Origin of the sequence: Streptomyces sp. NPDC007872, from assembly GCF_042868165.1 — a bacterium.
Classification (GTDB): Bacteria; Actinomycetota; Actinomycetes; order Streptomycetales; family Streptomycetaceae; genus Streptomyces.
This window is the reverse complement of the sequence record NZ_JBIAEA010000002.1, coordinates 854,659-871,353: the sequence shown is the minus strand read 5'-3', so window position 1 is coordinate 871,353 and position 16,695 is coordinate 854,659. Positions and strand designations below refer to the sequence as shown.

The 16,695-nt window shown below is 73.0% G+C and carries 15 protein-coding genes and 1 riboswitch; of the genes, 9 read left to right on the top strand and 6 right to left on the bottom strand.

Going from position 1 to position 16,695, the window contains the following annotated elements:
* The first annotated feature begins 139 nt into the window (after positions 1–139).
* A riboswitch (TPP riboswitch) is annotated at positions 140–252 on the top strand.
* The 5 genes from thiO (at position 250) to ACFYNX_RS09070 (ending at position 5,383) form a co-directional block, all read left to right on the top strand.
* Positions 250–1,446, top strand: a complete 1,197-nt coding sequence (thiO, locus tag ACFYNX_RS09090; protein WP_365541048.1) for a glycine oxidase ThiO — start codon at positions 250–252, stop codon at positions 1,444–1,446. (Overlaps the previous riboswitch by 3 nt.)
* Positions 1,443–1,682 (top strand): sulfur carrier protein ThiS, encoded by a 240-nt coding sequence (gene thiS / locus ACFYNX_RS09085; RefSeq protein WP_365541049.1) that lies wholly within the window; start codon positions 1,443–1,445, stop codon positions 1,680–1,682. Before thiO ends, thiS begins: the two co-directional genes overlap by 4 nt.
* Positions 1,683–1,687: 5 nt before the next feature.
* Positions 1,688–2,482: a thiazole synthase gene (locus ACFYNX_RS09080; RefSeq protein ID WP_388659225.1), complete on the top strand. Its 795-nt coding sequence runs from the start codon at positions 1,688–1,690 to the stop codon at positions 2,480–2,482.
* A gap of 90 nt (positions 2,483–2,572) precedes the next feature.
* The gene (gene pknB / locus ACFYNX_RS09075) at positions 2,573–4,525 is read left to right on the top strand and encodes a Stk1 family PASTA domain-containing Ser/Thr kinase (RefSeq protein ID WP_365541051.1); all 1,953 of its coding nucleotides are present in this window, start codon (positions 2,573–2,575) and stop codon (positions 4,523–4,525) included.
* A 6-nt stretch (positions 4,526–4,531) separates the two neighbouring features.
* Entirely contained in the window at positions 4,532–5,383 is an 852-nt protein-coding gene (locus ACFYNX_RS09070) for a deoxyribonuclease IV (RefSeq protein ID WP_388659222.1), read from the top strand.
* A gap of 29 nt (positions 5,384–5,412) precedes the next feature.
* Here ACFYNX_RS09070 and ACFYNX_RS09065 read toward each other — a convergent pair whose 3' ends face one another.
* Positions 5,413–6,057, bottom strand: a complete 645-nt coding sequence (locus ACFYNX_RS09065) for a sulfite oxidase-like oxidoreductase (protein WP_388659220.1) — start codon at positions 6,055–6,057, stop codon at positions 5,413–5,415.
* A gap of 182 nt (positions 6,058–6,239) precedes the next feature.
* Here ACFYNX_RS09065 and bfr point away from each other — a divergent pair, with 182 nt between their 5' ends.
* Positions 6,240–6,716, top strand: a complete 477-nt coding sequence (gene bfr / locus ACFYNX_RS09060) for a bacterioferritin (RefSeq protein ID WP_062756446.1) — start codon at positions 6,240–6,242, stop codon at positions 6,714–6,716.
* A 28-nt stretch (positions 6,717–6,744) separates the two neighbouring features.
* On the opposite strand, the gene ACFYNX_RS09055 is transcribed toward bfr, so the two are convergent.
* Both ACFYNX_RS09055 and ACFYNX_RS09050 read right to left on the bottom strand, forming a co-directional pair.
* On the bottom strand, positions 6,745–7,005 hold the full coding sequence (locus tag ACFYNX_RS09055; protein ID WP_365541056.1) for a (2Fe-2S)-binding protein: 261 nt from the start codon (positions 7,003–7,005) through the stop codon (positions 6,745–6,747).
* A 122-nt stretch (positions 7,006–7,127) separates the two neighbouring features.
* A complete protein-coding gene (locus ACFYNX_RS09050; protein WP_125658340.1) occupies positions 7,128–8,480 on the bottom strand; it encodes a class II 3-deoxy-7-phosphoheptulonate synthase in 1,353 nt (450 codons plus the stop codon).
* Between the two features lie 180 nt (positions 8,481–8,660).
* Here ACFYNX_RS09050 and ACFYNX_RS09045 point away from each other — a divergent pair, with 180 nt between their 5' ends.
* The 3 genes from ACFYNX_RS09045 (at position 8,661) to ACFYNX_RS09035 (ending at position 13,576) form a co-directional block, all read left to right on the top strand.
* Positions 8,661–11,456, top strand: coding sequence for an N-acetylmuramoyl-L-alanine amidase (locus ACFYNX_RS09045; RefSeq protein ID WP_388659215.1), 2,796 nt, complete (start codon positions 8,661–8,663; stop codon positions 11,454–11,456).
* Between the two features lie 92 nt (positions 11,457–11,548).
* Entirely contained in the window at positions 11,549–11,605 is a 57-nt protein-coding gene (locus ACFYNX_RS09040) for a trp operon leader peptide (protein ID WP_365541131.1), read from the top strand.
* 102 nt (positions 11,606–11,707) lie between these two features.
* Positions 11,708–13,576, top strand: a complete 1,869-nt coding sequence (locus ACFYNX_RS09035; RefSeq protein ID WP_388659212.1) for an anthranilate synthase family protein — start codon at positions 11,708–11,710, stop codon at positions 13,574–13,576.
* A 33-nt stretch (positions 13,577–13,609) separates the two neighbouring features.
* Here ACFYNX_RS09035 and ACFYNX_RS09030 read toward each other — a convergent pair whose 3' ends face one another.
* The 3 genes from ACFYNX_RS09030 to macS all read right to left on the bottom strand — a co-directional run bounded on the left by ACFYNX_RS09030 (position 13,610) and on the right by macS (position 16,624).
* Positions 13,610–14,608, bottom strand: a complete 999-nt coding sequence (locus ACFYNX_RS09030; protein WP_388659210.1) for a 2-hydroxyacid dehydrogenase — start codon at positions 14,606–14,608, stop codon at positions 13,610–13,612.
* Positions 14,609–14,744: 136 nt separating this feature from the next.
* Positions 14,745–15,392, bottom strand: a complete 648-nt coding sequence (locus ACFYNX_RS09025) for a response regulator transcription factor (protein WP_365541133.1) — start codon at positions 15,390–15,392, stop codon at positions 14,745–14,747.
* Between the two features lie 20 nt (positions 15,393–15,412).
* Positions 15,413–16,624: a MacS family sensor histidine kinase gene (gene macS, locus ACFYNX_RS09020; protein ID WP_388659207.1), complete on the bottom strand. Its 1,212-nt coding sequence runs from the start codon at positions 16,622–16,624 to the stop codon at positions 15,413–15,415.
* Between the last annotated feature and the right edge of the window lie 71 nt (positions 16,625–16,695).

Sequence of the window (16,695 nt, the reverse complement as noted above, 5' to 3'; positions counted from 1 at the left end):
CGCCGACGACCACGACGCGCCGCTGGGTCTGCTTCTGCTCGCTCACACGGCCACCTTACGTACCTGACGGTGCGTCAGGAAGGGTGGGGTCCACGGCCCCCTCGTGACGGGTGGGCGGCGGAAGCTAGTCTGGCGGGCGTAAAGCACTCGCGGGAGCCCGGACGCACCGGGCTGAGAGGGAGGCTGACCGGCCTCCGACCGTACGAACCTGATCCGGGTCATGCCGGCGAAGGGAGGGGCTGGACGCCCATGCGTTCTTCCGATGTCCGAGAGGCCTCCGACGTGCGGGGGGTCGACGTCCTCGTGGTCGGGGGCGGCATCATCGGCCTGGTCACGGCCTGGCGGGCCGCGCTGCGCGGGCTGCGCACCGCCGTCGTCGACCCCGAGCCGGGCGGCGGGGCCGCGCGGGTCGCGGCCGGGATGCTCGCCGCCGTGACCGAGCTGCACTACGGCGAGGAGACCCTGCTCGGGCTCAACCTCGCCTCCGCCGCCCGCTATCCGGCCTTCGTCGCCGAGCTGGAGGAGGCGACCGGGCTGGACGTCGGGCACCGCGCCTGCGGCACCCTCGCCGTCGCCCTCGACGCCGACGACCGGGCGCACCTGCGCGAGCTGCACGCCCTGCAGGTGCGCTGCGGGCTCGCCTCGGAGTGGCTGAGCGGCCGCGAGTGCCGCCGCCTCGAACCGATGCTGGCGCCGGGGGTACGCGGTGGCCTCCGGGTCGACGGCGACCACCAGGTGGACCCGCGCCGGCTCGCCGCCGCGCTCGTCGTCGCCTGCGAGCGGGCCGGCGTGGTCTTCCACCGGACGCTCGTGGAACGGCTCGCGGTGCGGGGCGACCGGGCGCGCGGCGCGGTCCTCGCCGGGGGCGGGGAGCTGGCGGCGGGACAGACCGTGCTCGCGGCGGGCAGCCTGAGCGGGCGGCTCGCGGGGGTGCCCGACGAGGTGCTCCCGCCGGTGCGCCCGGTGAAGGGCCAGGTCCTGCGCCTGCGGGTGCCCCCCGCGTACGCCCCCTTCCTCTCCCGGACCGTCCGGGCCGTCGTGCGCGGCAGCCACGTCTATCTGGTGCCGCGCGAGAACGGCGAGCTGGTCGTCGGCGCCACCAGCGAGGAGCTCGGCTGGGACACCACGGTGACGGCGGGCGGGGTGTACGAGCTGCTGCGCGACGCGCACGAGCTGGTGCCGGGAATCACCGAGCTGCCGCTCACCGAGACCCTGGCCGGGCTGCGCCCCGGCTCGCCGGACAACGCCCCGCTGCTCGGCCCCACCGCGCTGCCCGGTCTGCTGATGGCCACCGGCCACCACCGCAACGGGGTGCTGCTCACCCCCGTCACCGGCGACGTCATGGCGGAGGTGCTCACCACGGGCGCCCTGCCCGACGAGGCGCGCCCCTTCACCCCCCGCCGTTTCTCCTCCACCCCTCCCGTACGTCAGGAGCAGCCCGCATGAGCGCGAACCCGCCCGCCAACGACGTGACCGCGACCGTGACCGTGACCGTGAACGGGGAGGCGCGCGCGCTCTCCGGCCCCGTCTCCCTCGACGCCCTCGTCGCGACCCTGACCGCGGCCCCCTCCGGGGTGGCCGCCGCCGTCAACGAGACGGTGGTCCCGCGCGGCGAGTGGGCGGCGACGCTCCTCGGCGACGGGGACCGGGTGGAGGTCCTCACCGCGGTGCAGGGGGGCTGAGCGCGATGTCCGACGACGTGTTCGTCCTCGGCGGTACGGAGTTCTCCTCCCGCCTGATCATGGGCACCGGCGGGGCGCCCAGCCTCGACGTCCTGGAGCGCTCCCTGGTCGCCAGCGGCACGGAGCTGACCACGGTCGCCATGCGGCGCCTGGACCCGACCGTGCGGGGCTCGGTCCTCTCCGTCCTGGACCGGCTCGGCATCCGGGTGCTGCCCAACACGGCCGGCTGCTTCACGGCCGGCGAGGCGGTCCTGACCGCCCGGCTCGCCCGGGAGGCGCTCGGCACCGACTGGATCAAGCTGGAGGTCGTCGCCGACGAGCGGACCCTGCTGCCGGACGGCGAGGAGCTCCTGAACGCGGCGGAGACCCTGGTCGACGACGGCTTCACCGTCCTGCCGTACACCAACGACGACCCGGTCCTCGCCCGGAAGCTGGAGGACGTGGGGTGCGCGGCGATCATGCCGCTCGGCTCCCCCATCGGCTCCGGGCTCGGCATCCGCAACCCGCACAACTTCCGGCTCATCGTGGAGCGGGCGGGGGTGCCGGTGATCCTGGACGCGGGGGCCGGCACGGCGTCGGACGCGACGCTCGCCATGGAGCTGGGGTGCGCGGCGGTGATGCTGGCCTCGGCCGTCACCCGGGCGCAGGAACCGGTCCTGATGGCCTCGGCGATGCGGCACGCGGTCGAGGCGGGCCGGCTCGCCCACCGGGCCGGCCGGATCCCGCGCCGCCACTTCGCGGAGGCGTCCTCGCCGGTGGAGGGCCGGGCGCGGCTCGATCCGGAGCGCCCGGCGTTCTGAGGCCGGGGGCCCTCCGGGGCTCGTCACAGGTCTGCTGCGGTACGGGGCGGGCGCACCGGACGCGTGTGCGCGGCTCGTAGACTCGTCGCCGTGGACACGACCCTTCAGGACCCCCTCGTCGGGCGGCTGCTCGACGGCCGCTACCGCGTCGACGCGCGCATCGCCGTCGGCGGGATGGCCACGGTCTACCGGGCCGTCGACACCCGCCTCGACCGCGTCCTCGCGCTCAAGGTGATGCACCCGCAGCTCGCGGCCGACGCCGTCTTCGTCGAGCGGTTCATCCGCGAGGCGAAGTCGGTGGCCCGGCTCGCCCACCCCAACGTCGTCGGCGTCTTCGACCAGGGCGCCGAGGGCGCGTACGTCTACCTGGCGATGGAGTACGTGCCCGGCTGCACCCTCCGCGACGTGCTGCGCGAGCGGGGCGCCCTGGCGCCCCGGGCCGCGCTCGACATCCTGGAGCCGGTGCTCGCCGCGCTCGGCGCCGCGCACCGGGCCGGGTTCGTGCACCGGGACATGAAGCCGGAGAACGTCCTGATAGGGGACGACGGCCGGGTGAAGGTCGCGGACTTCGGTCTCGTACGGGCCGTGGGCTCGGCGACCGCCACCACCGGCTCGGTCCTCGGCACGGTCTCGTACCTGGCGCCGGAGCAGATCGAGCACGGCACCGCCGACACCCGTGCCGACGTGTACGCCTGCGGCGTCGTCCTGTACGAGATGCTGACGGGCGCCAAGCCGCACGCGGGCGACACGCCCGCCCAGGTGCTCTACCGGCACCTGAACACGGACGTGCCCGCGCCCTCGGCCGCCGTGCCGGGCCTGGCCCCGGAGCTCGACGGGCTGGTCGCGGCCGCCGCGGCCCGCGCCCCCGAGGCACGTCCGCACGACGCCGCCGCCCTGCTCGGCCTGGTCCTGGAGGCCCGCGCCGCGCTCACCGACGCGCAGTTGGACGCGGTGCCGCCGCAGGCACGGCCCGGCGCCCGGGACACGGCCGAGGACCGGACGAGCGTGATCGCCCGCGCCGTGCCGGCCGAGGAGCGCACCAGCGTGATCGACCTCCCGCCGCCGGAGGACGACGTCCGGGAGGTGCGGCACACCGGCCGGATGCCGGCGCCCGAGCCGCCCCCGGCCCCCACCGTCCCCGGCGCCCGCCGGCTGCCCCCGCGCGGCCCGCTGCTCGTGATCGCCGCCGTCCTGCTCGTCCTCGGCCTGGGCGCCGGGGTCTGGTACATCAATTCCGGCCAGTTCACCCGCGTCCCGGCCGTCCTCGGCCAGACCGAGGCCGCCGCGACGAAGCGGATCACCGACGCCGGTCTGGACGTCGGCACGACGAGGCGCGCCTTCAGCGACGTGTACGAGCGCGGCACCGTCATGGCCGTCGACCCGGCCCCCGGCGAGCGCCTGCGGGGCAACGACACGGTCGTCCTCACCCTCTCCCGGGGCCCCGAGATCGTGAAGGTGCCCAACCTCCGGAACAAGCCGCTCGCCGAGGCCCGCAAGGCCCTGGAGGAGGAGGGGCTGGCCCCGGGGGTGGTCACCCGCGAGTTCAGCGACTCCGTCGCCAAGGGGGCCGTGATCGGCTCCGACCCCGAGCCCGGAACCGAGCGCGCCCCCGACTCGGCGGTCGCCCTGGTCGTCAGCAAGGGCGCCCCGATCGACGTGCCCGACGTGACCGGCGAGACCGTCGCCGACGCCACGGCCGCGCTCCAGGAAGCCGGGCTCACCGTCCGGGTCGCCCCCGAGCGGGTCGACTCCCCCGAGGACGCCGGCGCGGTCGCCGCCCAGTCCCTCCCGGAGGGCAGCCGCGCCGCCGAGGGCGACACCGTCACCCTCACCGTCTCCAAGGGCCCCGCCCTCGTCGAGGTCCCCGACGTCACCGGCGAGACGACCGCGGACGCGCGCACCGCCCTGGAGGACGCGGGCTTCGAGGTGAAGCTGAAGAAGTCCTTCCCGTACCTCGGCGACACGGTCGCGAGCCAGTCCGTGGAGGGCGGCTCCACCGCCCCCGAGGGCTCCACGGTCATCCTCACGATCAAGGGACTGTAGACACCCATGCGCAACCCCGTCGGCGGCCACGTCCCCGTGGCCGGCGGTCTCGCCACGGTCGGCCTGGGCTACGCCCGCGAGCTGGGCGCCGAGACCGTGCAGGTCTTCGTCGCCAACCCGCGCGGCTGGGCCACCCCGGCCGGCAATCCGGCCCAGGACGAGCGGTTCAGGACCGAGTGCGCGGAGGCGTCGCTCTCGGCCTGGGTCCACGCCCCCTACCTGATCAACTTCGGCTCGCACACCGAGGCCACCGCGGAGAGGTCGGTGGAGTCGCTGCGGCACTCGCTGCGCCGGGGCCGGGAGATCGGCGCGAAGGGCGTGGTGGTGCACACCGGCTCGGCGACCGGCGGCCGGCCGCGCGAGGTGGCGCTCGCCCAGGTGCGGGAGCGGCTGCTGCCGCTGCTCGACGAGCTGACGCACCCGGACGACCCGGACCTGCTCCTGGAGTCGACGGCCGGGCAGGGCTCCTCGCTCTGCTCGCGGACCTGGGACTTCGGCCCGTACTTCGACGCCCTCGACCGCCACCCCAAGCTGGGCGTCTGCCTGGACACGTGTCACGTGTTCGCCGCCGGGCACGACCTGACGGGCCCGTCCGGGGCGGCGCAGACCCTCGACCTGCTCGTGGAGACCGTCGGCGCGGGACGGCTGAAGCTGATCCACGCCAACGACTCCAAGGACGTGGTGGGCGCCCACAAGGACCGGCACGCGAACATCGGCGCCGGTCACATCGGCGAGGACGCCTTCCGGGAGCTGCTGCGCCACCCGGCGACGGAGGGGGTGCCGCTGGTCATCGAGACGCCCGGCGGCAAGGAGGGGCACCGGGCGGACGTGGACCTCCTGAAGAAGCTGCGCCCCTGAGAGTCACCCCCGAGGAGCGGCCGGCAGGGTCAGAGCTCGGGGCCGTCCCCCGGCTCCTCCTGGTACGAGTAGCGCTGCTCCCGCCAGGGGTCGCCGAGGTTGTGGTAGCCCCGCTCCTCCCAGAAGCCGCGCCGGTCGGCGGCCATGTACTCCACGCCCCGGACCCACTTCGGGCCCTTCCAGGCGTACAGGTGGGGGACGACGAGCCGGAGCGGGAAGCCGTGCTCGGCGGTGAGCAGCTCCCCGTCCTTGTGGGTGGCGAAGATCGTGCCGTCCGAGGCGAAGTCGGCGAGCCGCATGTTGGCGCTGTAGCCGTACTCGGCCCAGACCATCACATGGGTGACCTGGGGCGCGGGCGGGGCGAGCTCCAGGATCGTCCGGGCGGGGACGCCGCCCCATTCGGCCCCGAGCATGCTGAACTTCGTGACGCAGTGCAGGTCGGCCACGACCGTGGAGAACGGCAGGGCCGAGAACTCCTCGTGGTTCCAGCAGCGCTTGTCGCCGTCGGCCGTCGCCCCGAAGACGCGGAACTCCCAGCGGTCCGGCTTGAACTTGGGGACGGGCCCGTAGTGGGTGACCGGCCAGCCGCGCTGGATCCGCTGTCCCGGCGGGAGGTCCGGCGAACGGCCCGACCGACCCGCTTCCCGGTGTACTCCGCTCTCCGGCTGACCCATGTCATCCATGGTGACAGACCGCAAGGGATGGTCATGACCAGGCGACCACTCCGACGACACCATTGGGGCAACTCCCACTAAGCCTGCACTTACTGGACGCCCCCCATTCGGGGTGCGAGGATGCGGCCATCCTGCCCAGTTATGGCGTGGACACACCGTGTGAAGTGGAAGGAGCCTGTGCGATGCAGGGCGACCCCGAGGTCCTCGAGTTCCTGAACGAGCAGTTGACCGGCGAGCTCACCGCCATCAACCAGTACTGGCTGCATTACCGCATCCAGGACAACAAGGGGTGGACGAAGCTCGCCAAGTACACCCGTGAAGAGTCCATCGACGAGATGAAGCACGCGGACAAGCTGACCGAGCGCATCCTGATGCTCGACGGCCTGCCCAATTACCAGCGGCTCTTCCACGTGCGGGTCGGCCAGACCGTCACCGAGATGTTCCAGGCGGACCGCCAGGTCGAGGTCGAGGCGATCGACCGCCTCAAGCGCGGCATCGAGGTCATGCGCGCCAAGGGGGACATCACGTCCGCCAACCTCTTCGAGGAGATCCTCGCGGACGAGGAGCACCACATCGACTACCTGGACACGCAGCTCGAACTGATCGAGTCGCTGGGCGAGGCGCTCTACATCTCGACGCTCATCGAGCAGCCGAGCTGAGTCCCCGCGGCGGCCGGACGGCCCCGGGTCAGGCGGCTTCGCCGAGGACGGCGGCGGGAGCGACGGCGGTCTCGGCCGCCAGGGCCGGAACACCCCGGTCCACCAGGTCGCGCCGGGGGCAGTTGCCGCGCCCGAGAATGGCCTGGATGCGGCGGACGCAGGAACCGCAGTCCGTGCCGGCCTTGCAGGCGGAGGCGATCTGCCGGGGCGTGCAGGCGCCCGCGTCCGCGTGCTCCTTGACCTGCTTCTCCGTGACACCGAAGCATGAGCAGACGTACACGCGGTTCACCTCCCGCCGAGATCGTTTAGGTTAACCTAACCTTACCCGCAGGACCGGGGCCGTAAAAGACCCGAAAACGAGGATGGGGCGCGGATCACAAGGATCCGCGCCCCGTCGTCGTAGGAAACCACCTACTGATCGCGGTACATCTCCGCCACCAGGAACGCCAGGTCGAGCGACTGGCTGCGGTTCAGGCGGGGGTCGCAGGCCGTCTCGTAGCGCTGGTGCAGGTCGTCGACGAAGATCTCGTCGCCGCCGCCCACGCACTCGGTGACGTCGTCACCGGTGAGCTCGACGTGGATGCCGCCGGGGTGGGTGCCCAGCTCCTTGTGGACCTCGAAGAAGCCCTTGACCTCGTCGAGGACGTCGTCGAAGCGGCGGGTCTTATGGCCGGAGGCGGCCTCGAAGGTGTTGCCGTGCATCGGGTCGGTGACCCAGGCGACGACCGCGCCGGAGGCGGTGACCTTCTCGACCAGCTCGGGGAGCTTGTCGCGGACCTTGTCGGCGCCCATGCGGACGATGAAGGTCAGCCGGCCCGGGTCGCGCTCCGGGTCGAGGCGGTCGATGTACGTGAGCGCCTCGTCCACCGAGGTGGTCGGGCCCAGCTTGATGCCGATCGGGTTCGCGATCCGCGAGGCGAACTCGATGTGGGCGTGGTCGAGCTGGCGGGTGCGCTCGCCGATCCAGACCATGTGGCCGGAGGTGTCGTACAGCTTGCCGGTGCGCGAGTCCGTACGGGTCAGGGCGCCCTCGTAGTCGAGCAGCAGCGCCTCGTGGGAGGCGTAGAACTCGACGGCCTTGAACTCGGCCGGGTCGGTGCCGCAGGCCTTCATGAAGTTCAGGGCGTTGTCGATCTCGCGGGCGAGCGCCTCGTAGCGCTGGCCCGAGGGGGACGACTTCACGAAGTCCTGGTTCCAGGCGTGCACCTGGCGCAGGTCGGCGTAGCCGCCGGTGGTGAAGGCGCGCACCAGGTTGAGCGTGGAGGCGGAGGCGTTGTACATCCGCTTCAGGCGCTCGGGGTCCGGAACGCGGGCGGCCTCGGTGAAGTCGAAGCCGTTGACCGAGTCGCCGCGGTACGTCGGCAGGGTCACGCCGTCGCGGGTCTCGGTCCCCTTCGAGCGGGGCTTGGAGTACTGTCCGGCGATGCGGCCGACCTTCACCACGGGCACGGAGGCCGCGTAGGTGAGGACGGCGCTCATCTGGAGCAGCGTCTTGAGCTTGGCCCTGATGTGGTCGGCGGACACGGCGTCGAAGGCCTCGGCGCAGTCGCCGCCCTGGAGCAGGAACGCCTCGCCACGGGCGACGGCTCCCATCCGGGCGCGTAGCTGGTCGCACTCGCCGGCGAAGACGAGCGGAGGATACGACTCGAGGTCCGCGATCACATCGCGCAGAGCCTCGGCATCGGGGTACTCGGGCTGCTGCGCCGCGGGCAGGTCTCGCCAGGTCGCCTCGGCGACGGCGTGGGAATCAGCGTTCACGGTCACACGGACCACATTACGGGGTTCTTCGTCCGGTCCTGTCCCACCGACCAGTGGCTGAGACGACTGCCCGGAATGTCGGCCGCTGATCTTCATGTCGGTGAGCGGTGCTAATCTCGGCCCGTTTCTCGACGACACAGTTCTCGACAACACGGTCGAACACAGGTGAACACAGGGGTGGGTGGCGTGAGCCGGAGACACCGCAGGGACCGCAGGAAGAAACGTCTTCTCTACGGAGCGGCGGCCGCGGTCGCCGCCACGGCCACGATCGGCGGCCTCGCGGTCGCCTCCCCCGGCCTCCTGGGAGGGGCGTCCGGGGGCGCAGCGTCCGGGGGCGCCTCGCTCCAGGAGCAGTTCGCGAGCGCGGCGCGCGAGTTCGACGTGCCGCAGAGCGTGCTGATGGCGGTGTCGTACCAGCAGACCCGCTGGGAGTCGCACGATGGCGAGCCGAGCACGACCGGCGCGTACAACGTGATGGGGCTCACGAAGGTCGAGCCCGGGGACGTCGCGCGGGAGGTCACCGACGAGCAGATCGACCACTTCGACGGCTCCGGCCGGCCGGAGATCGCGAAGAAGTTCGACCGCGAGCAGGTCCGGCGCATCCTGGAGAAGGCGCTCGTCGACACCGACGACCCGCGCCTGCACACCCTGGACGAGGCCGCCGAGCTGATCGGCAGCTCCACCGAGGCCGTCCGGAACGACACCGGCGCCTCCATCCGGGCCGGTGCCGCGCTGCTCGCCGACTACCAGAAGCAGGCGGGCGCCGAGCTGTCCGGGGAGCCGGGCGACTGGTACCCGGCCGTGGCGCGCTACAGCCAGTCGCCGGAGAAGAAGGGCGCCGACCTCTTCGCGAAGCGCGTCTTCGAGTCGATCAGGGAGGGCGAGCGGGCGGTCACCCTCGACGGCGAGCCGGTCGCCCTGCCGGCCGATCCGTCGGCGGAGCCGGTCAAGCCGGCGAACGTCCCCCTGGCGGCGAGCTTCGCGAGCACGGCGACGGTCCCGACCCCCGAGTGCCCCGCGGGCCTGAACTGCGTCTTCGTACCGGTCAGGACGGACCCCGCCGGCTCGCGCAACTACACCCCGGGGGACCGCCCGAACCAGGGCACGGACATCCGCCAGATCGTCATCCACGACACCGAGGGCCCCTATCAGGGCGCGCTCGACGTGCTGACCGACCCGAAGGGGCTCGGCAGCGCCCATTACCTGATCCGGGCCCAGGACGGCCAGGTCACCCAGATGCTGGAGAACAAGCACCTGGCGTGGCACGCGGGCAACTGGACGCACAACATGCACAGCATCGGTGTGGAGCACGAGGGCTTCGCCATCAAGGAGGGGAGCTGGTACACCGAGCCGCAGTACCGTTCCTCCGCGGAGCTGGTGAAGTTCCTGGCACAGAAGTACGGCGTGCCGATCGACCGCGAGCACATCATCGGCCACGACGAGGTGGCGCTCCAGACGGACGCCGGCGTCAAGGACCTCCACTGGGACGCGGGCCCGTACTGGGACTGGAACCACTACATGTCCCTCCTGGGCGCCCCGCAGGGCGACAAGGGAGCGGGCGGTCTGCTCCGGGCCGGACAGGTGGTCCGCGTGGTGCCGCCGTTCACCACGGCGAACCAGCCGGAGCTGGCCTACGAGGACGAGGCCACCAAGAAGGTCGTGAACGCCTCGCCCCGGCCGTCGAACTTCGTCTACCTCCACACGGAGCCGTCGGCCGCCTCGGCGACCCTCGTCGACCCCTACTTCTCGTCGCTGTGGACCCTGGGCTCGAACTACGGCAACAAGGTCCGCGCCGGCGGCCAGTACGTCGTGGCCGAGACCCGGGGGGACTGGACGGCGATCTGGTACGCGGGCAAGAAGGCCTGGTTCCAGAACCCCGGCGGCCAGTACACCGTCCCGGTGCCCGGCGCCACGACCGTGAAGGTGGCGCCGGGCCTGTCCGCCGCCGCGGTCTACGGCCGTTCCTTCCCGGAGACCGCCGCCTACACGGCCGCGGGCCTGAAGCCCCCGGCCGACGACGGCGCCTCCCTGACCAGGTTCGCCTTCGCCCCCGGCCAGGCCTACGCGAAGGCCGGTCCGGCGGTGCGGGGCGACGAGTGGTTCGGCTCCGCCCAGAAGAACGTCGTCGGATCCACCCTGTACGTGCCGATCCGCTTCCACCACAAGATCGTCTGGGTGAGGCAGAGCGAGGTCACCGAGGCCCCCGGCGCCGCCCCGGTCGCCGCGGACGACCGCTACAACCTCCTCGCCCGGGACACCTCCGGCGTCCTCTGGCAGCACCAGGGCAGCGGAAACGCCTCCGCGCCGTTCCTGGCGCGGTACCGGATCAGCGCCGGGTGGAACACGTACGACACCGTGACCCCGATGACCGCGCTGCGGGCGGACGGGACCGGGGACGTCTTCGCCCGGGACACCACCGGCGTCACGTGGTACTTCCCGGGCAGCGGGAACCCGTCCGTGCCGTTCAGGCCGAGGGTCAGGGTCAGCGCCGGCTGGCAGATCTACGACAGGATGGTGGGCGTCCGCGACATCAGCGGCGACGGCAGGGCCGATCTGCTGGCGCGCGAGAAGAGCGGCGTCCTGTGGCTGTTCAAGGGCACCGGCGACCCGGTGACGCCGTTCGCCGCGCGGGTGAAGGTCAGTGCGGGCTGGACCCTCTACGACGAGCTGGTGGGCACCGGCGACCTGACCGGTGACGGCAAGCCCGACGTGATGGCCCGCGACACCACCGGCGGCATGTGGATCTTCAAGGGCACCGGCACGAGCGCGCTCTTCCAGCCCCGGCTGAAGATCAGCAACGGCTGGCAGGCCTACCGGGGCCTGATCGGTCCGGGCGACCTGAACCTGGACGGCAGGGCGGACTTCGTCGCGCGCGAGGCCTCGGGCGCGCTCTGGACCTTCCCGGGCACCGGCACGAGCACGCTCTTCTCCCCCCGGGTGAAGGTCGGCGGCGGCTGGGAGGTCTACGACCTGGTCCTCTGACCGCACGGCCGGACCGCTCCGGGGCCCGGCCCGCACCGTCCGCGGTGTGGACCGGGCCCCGTTTCCGTGCCCGGCCGGGTTACAGTGCTCGCATGCACGCGCCCCTGAACCAGGACTGGTGGTGGACCGCTCATCCGGCGGCCCACTGACTGCGCGTACACCGACACACGCGAAGGCCGCCCGAGGGGCGGCCTTTCCCGTATCCGGGGCCGTTCCTCTCCGCACTCCCACCGGAAGGAACGACGGACCCCATGGACCTCTCCCGTCTGCTCGACGACTCCTGCCCTCCCTTCGCCCTGCTGCGCAGGCGCACCCCGGGCCGCGACCACGACACCGTCGAGGTGCTGATCGGCCGGGTCCACGAGGCCGAGCGCCTCGCGGAGCTGCCCGTGGGCCCGCTGCCGACGCTCGCGCTCGTGCCCTTCCGGCAGATCCGGGAACGCGGCTTCGACGTGCGCGACGACGGCACCCCGCTCTCCGTGCTCGTCCCCGACGAGACGTACGAGCTGCCGCTCGCGGCCGTCCTGGCGGAACTCCCGGCGCACGACGTGGCCGTCGAGGCGGGCGGGTTCGACGTCTCCGACGAGGAGTACGCGGAGACCGTGCGGCGGGTGATCGACGAGGAGATCGGCTCCGGCGAGGGCGCGAACTTCGTCATCCGGCGCACCTACACCGGGCAGGTCCCGGGCTTCGGGCGCGCCGACGCGCTCGCCCTGTTCCGGCGGCTGCTCGCGGGCGAGCGGGGCGCGTACTGGACCTTCGTCGTGCACACCGGGGAGCGGACGCTGGTCGGGGCCAGCCCCGAGGTGCACGTGCGGATGTCGGGCGGGACGGTCGTGATGAACCCGATCAGCGGCACGTACCGCTACCCGGCCGGCGCCGCCCCCACCCCGGAGGACCTGCTCGCCTTCCTCGGCGACCGCAAGGAGACCGAGGAGCTGTCCATGGTGGTGGACGAGGAGCTGAAGATGATGTGCACGGTGGGCGACCGGGGCGGGGTGGTGATCGGCCCGCGCCTGAAGGAGATGGCCCACCTCGCCCACACCGAGTACGAGCTGCGCGGCCGGTCCTCGCTGGACGTGCGGGAGGTGCTGCGGGAGACGATGTTCGCGGCGACCGTGACCGGGTCGCCGGTGCAGAACGCCTGCCGGGTGATCGAGCGCCACGAGGCCGGGGGCCGCGGCTACTACGCGGGGGCCCTCGCCCTGCTCGGCACGGACGGGACCGGCGCCCAGACGCTGGACTCCCCCATCCTGATCCGTACGGCCGACATCGCCGCCGACGGGCGGCTGCGGGTGCCGGTCGGCGCGACCCTCGTCCGGCACTCCGACCCGGCGGGCGAGGTCGCCGAGACCCACGCCAAGGCGGCCGGGATCCTCACCGCGCTGGGCGTGCGGGAGGGCCGGCCGGCGGCGGAGGGCCCCGTCGCCCCCCGACTGGCCGACGACCCCCGGGTGCGGGCCGCGCTCGACGCGCGCCGGGCGGACCTGGCGCCGTTCTGGCTGAGGATGCAGGTGCGGTCCGCCGAGCTGTCCGGGCACGCGCTCGTGGTGGACGCCGAGGACACCTTCACCGCGATGCTGGCGCACGTCCTGCGCTCCTCCGGTCTGGAGGTGTCGGTGCTCCGGTACGACGAGCCGGGGCTGCGGGAGCTGGCGCTCGCGCACGAGGGGCCGGTCGTCCTGGGCCCGGGGCCCGGCGACCCCTCGGACGCGGCCGACCCGAAGATGCGGTTCCTGCGCGGACTCACCGCCGACCTGGTCCGCGACCACCGCCACGGCCTGCTCGGAGTGTGCCTCGGCCACGAGCTGATCGCCGCCGAGCTGGGCCTGGAGATCGTCCGCAAGCGGGTGCCGTTCCAGGGCGCCCAGGTGCGGATCGACCTCTTCGGGCAGGAGCGGACGGTCGGCTTCTACAACAGCTTCACCGCCCGCTGCGACGACCGGGCGGCCGAGGAGCTGGCGCTGCACCGGATCGAGGTCAGCCGCGACCCGGGGACCGGCGAGGTGCACGCCCTGCGCGGGCCCGGCTTCGCCGGGGTGCAGTTCCACCCCGAGTCGGTCCTGACGACGGAGGGCGCGGCCCTGACGGCCTCGCTCCTCGCGGGCGTGCTGGTCTGAGGGCCCGGAGGTCCCCGGGGCCCGGCGGCCGGGTCAGCCGGTCCTGGGGACCAGGACGTTCTCGCCGCGCCGGCCCGCCGTGTAGTCGAGGACGTTGCGGAGGGTGGTGTCGACGATCTGGCCGACGGCGTCCGTCGTGTAGTACGCCTGGTGGGAGGTGACCACCACGTTCGGGAAGGTGACCAGGCGGGCCAGGGTGTCGTCCTCGACGACCTCCAGGGACTTGTCGAGGAAGAAGAGCCCGGCCTCCGCCTCGTACACGTCCAGGCCGACGCCCGCGAAGCGCCCGGCGCGCAGCTCGGTGACCAGGGCCTCGGTGTCGACGAGCCCGCCGCGGCTGGAGTTCACCAGGATGGCGTCGTCCTTCATCGCCTTGAGGGCGGTGGCGTCGACGAGGTGCCGGGTGGCGGGGAGCAGCGGCACGTGGAGGCTGATCAGGTCCGCCTCCGCGAAGAGCCGCTCCTTCCCGACGTACCGCATGCCGAGGTCGACGCAGGCCGGGTTCTCGGCGACGTCCCAGCCGAGGAGCTTCATCCCGAAGCCGTGGGCGATCCGGGTGAAGGCCTCCCCGATCTTGCCGGTGCCGAGGACGCCGACCGTACGTCCCCGCAGGTCGCGGCCCATCAGCCCGTCGAGCCGGAAGTCGAAGTCGCGGGTGCGGTTGGAGGCGCGGACGATCCGGCGGTTGACGGCCATGGCGAGGGTCCAGGCGAACTCCGCGACGGAGTACGGCGAGTAGTACGACACCCGGGCGACGGTGAGGCCGAGGCGCTCGGCGACCTCCAGGTCGATGTTGTTGAAGCCCGTGGAGCGCTGGGCGATCATCTGGGTGCCGCCGGCGGCGAGGGTCTGGAGGACGCGGTGGTCCAGGACGGCGTTGACGCTGGTGGAGATGATCTCGTAGCCGGCCGCGATGCGGGCGGTGTCCTCGGTGAGGAAGACGTCCAGGCAGTGGACGTCGTGGTACCCCTCGAAGGCCCGCTCGATGAGGGGCCTTTCGTCCGCCTGCACGCCGAATGCCAGGATTTCCACGGTTTCCCCTCGTTGTCCGCTCTCTGCGGTCCCTCGCGGTGACGGGCCGTATACGCACGCGTACGTCTCGTACGCGTGAATATACGGCCCCCGTGGCCACCGCGCCGGGTCCCGGGGGCCGGGTCCCCGGGGGTTTCTACGCGTCGTCGAGGCCGCGCTCGATGGCGTACCGGACGAGTTCCACCCGGTTGTGGAGCTGGAGCTTGCCGAGGGTGTTCTGGACGTGGTTCTGCACCGTGCGGTGCGAGATGACCAGGCGCTCGGCGATCTGCTTGTAGCTGAGGCCCTTGGCGACGAGCCGCAGGACCTCGGTCTCGCGCTCGGTCAACTGCGGGGCCCTCGGCTCGTCGCCGCCGGCGGCCGGGGCGGGCTCGGAGGCGAGCCGGCGGTACTCGCCGAGGACCAGGCCGGCCAGGCCGGGGGTGAAGACGGGGTCGCCGGCGGCCGTGCGCCGCACCGCGTCGATCAGCTCCTCCGTACTGGCGGACTTCAGGAGGTAGCCGGTGGCGCCGGACTTGACCGCCTCCAGGACGTCGGCGTGCTCGCCGCTCGCCGAGAGGACGAGGACCCTGAGGTCCGGCCGGGCCCCGACGAGCTCCTTGCAGACCTGGACGCCGGGCTTGACCGGCAGGTTCAGGTCCAGGACGAGGACGTCGGGGGCGGCCGCCGCCGCGCGCCGCACGGCCTGCTCGCCGTCGCCCGCGGTCGCGACCACGTCGAAACCGGACTCGGCCAGGTCGCGGGCGACCGCGTCCCGCCACATCGGGTGGTCGTCGACGACCATGACCCTGATCGGCTGCTCGTTCACTGCTTTCCCGCCTTCCCCCGTGGGACCTTCAACTCGACTTCCGTGCCCTGCCCGGGGACCGAGACGACCTCGGCGCTGCCGCCCAGGTCCCGCAGTCTCCCCCGGATGGAGAGGGCGACGCCCATCCGGCCCTCGTCCTCCGCCTGCGCGAGGCGGCCGTCCGGGATGCCGGGCCCGTCGTCCCGGACGGTGACGACCACCTCGTCGGACCAGTCCTCGATCAGGATCCAGGCGTGGGCGTCCTCGCCCGCGTGGACCCTCACATTGTCCAGGGCGGCGCCGACGGCGGCGGCCAGCTCGCGGGCGGCGGGCGGCGGGAGGAGGACCGGCGCGCCCGGCTCGGAGAGGGTGGTCCGGGACCCGGCGCGCGGGGCGATCAGGGTGCGCAGGTCGACGGGGGCCGAGTCGTCGGCCTCGTCGTCCACCTCGACGACCCGGACCACGGCCCCCTCGGACTCGTCCTCGGAGACCAGGCTGGGCCGGGCGAGCCCGCCCGCCACCAGGGTGCGCAGGGCCACCTCCTGCTCGCCCGCCATCCGGCCGAGTTCGGCGGCCTCCCCGCCGAGCGCGGTGCCGCGGCGCTGCACCATCGCGAGGACCTGGAGGACGCCGTCGTGGATGTCGCGGGCGAGCCGCTCCCGCTCCCGGGTGGCGGCCTCGATCTCCAGGGCGCGGGCGAGGGTGCGCTCGGAGGCGCGGGCGACCTCGACGACGTACCCGATGGCGATGGAGGCGACCCAGACCAGGATCACGTTGTGGACGGTGTCCCGGGTGGGGTGGCCGCGCTCGACGACGTTGGCGACGGCGACGAGGGAGGAGGCGAAGCCGGCCCAGCGCCAGCCGCCCTTGATGGCGAACGCGAGGACGGATCCCGCGGTCCATATGGAGGGCAGGGTGGAGCCGTCGACCGACTGCGCGTGGGCGTCGGCGAGCGGGGTGAGGAGGATGCCGGTGAGGGCGACGGCGAGGTCGGCGCCCAGGAAGCGCCGGGTGCACCCGGCCGCGTTCGCCACCTTGGGGAGGGTGGCGAGGTTCCAGACGCACAGCACCGCCAGGTAGACGACGCCGACCCAGGGCCGCTCGTACCGCTCGTGGCCGAAGACGAAGATCAGGACCGCGTAGACCATCGTCAGGACGCGGTACCCGGTCAGCGCCCGCCACAGCGGCTGCTCGACCGACATGCGTACGACGCGCTCGCGCTCGGCCATCTCTCCCCCGCCCCCGGCACCCCCGACGGGGTGGTCCTTCCGCGCCCCGGAATCCTCGCGGGGCGGTGCCG

What these genes read in the sequence shown, in the direction of transcription:
- thiO (WP_365541048.1), top strand. Translation starts at nt 250, where the DNA reads ATGCGTTCTTCCGATGTCCGAGAGGCCTCCGACGTGCGGGGGGTCGAC.
- ACFYNX_RS09080 (WP_388659225.1), top strand. Translation starts at nt 1,688, where the DNA reads ATGTCCGACGACGTGTTCGTCCTCGGCGGTACGGAGTTCTCCTCCCGC.
- ACFYNX_RS09065 (WP_388659220.1), bottom strand. Translation starts at nt 6,057, where the DNA reads ATGGGTCAGCCGGAGAGCGGAGTACACCGGGAAGCGGGTCGGTCGGGC.
- macS (WP_388659207.1), bottom strand. Translation starts at nt 16,624, where the DNA reads ATGGCCGAGCGCGAGCGCGTCGTACGCATGTCGGTCGAGCAGCCGCTG.
- ACFYNX_RS09025 (WP_365541133.1), bottom strand. Translation starts at nt 15,392, where the DNA reads ATGGTCGTCGACGACCACCCGATGTGGCGGGACGCGGTCGCCCGCGAC.
- bfr (WP_062756446.1), top strand. Translation starts at nt 6,240, where the DNA reads ATGCAGGGCGACCCCGAGGTCCTCGAGTTCCTGAACGAGCAGTTGACC.
- ACFYNX_RS09035 (WP_388659212.1), top strand. Translation starts at nt 11,708, where the DNA reads ATGGACCTCTCCCGTCTGCTCGACGACTCCTGCCCTCCCTTCGCCCTG.
- thiS (WP_365541049.1), top strand. Translation starts at nt 1,443, where the DNA reads ATGAGCGCGAACCCGCCCGCCAACGACGTGACCGCGACCGTGACCGTG.
- ACFYNX_RS09070 (WP_388659222.1), top strand. Translation starts at nt 4,532, where the DNA reads ATGCGCAACCCCGTCGGCGGCCACGTCCCCGTGGCCGGCGGTCTCGCC.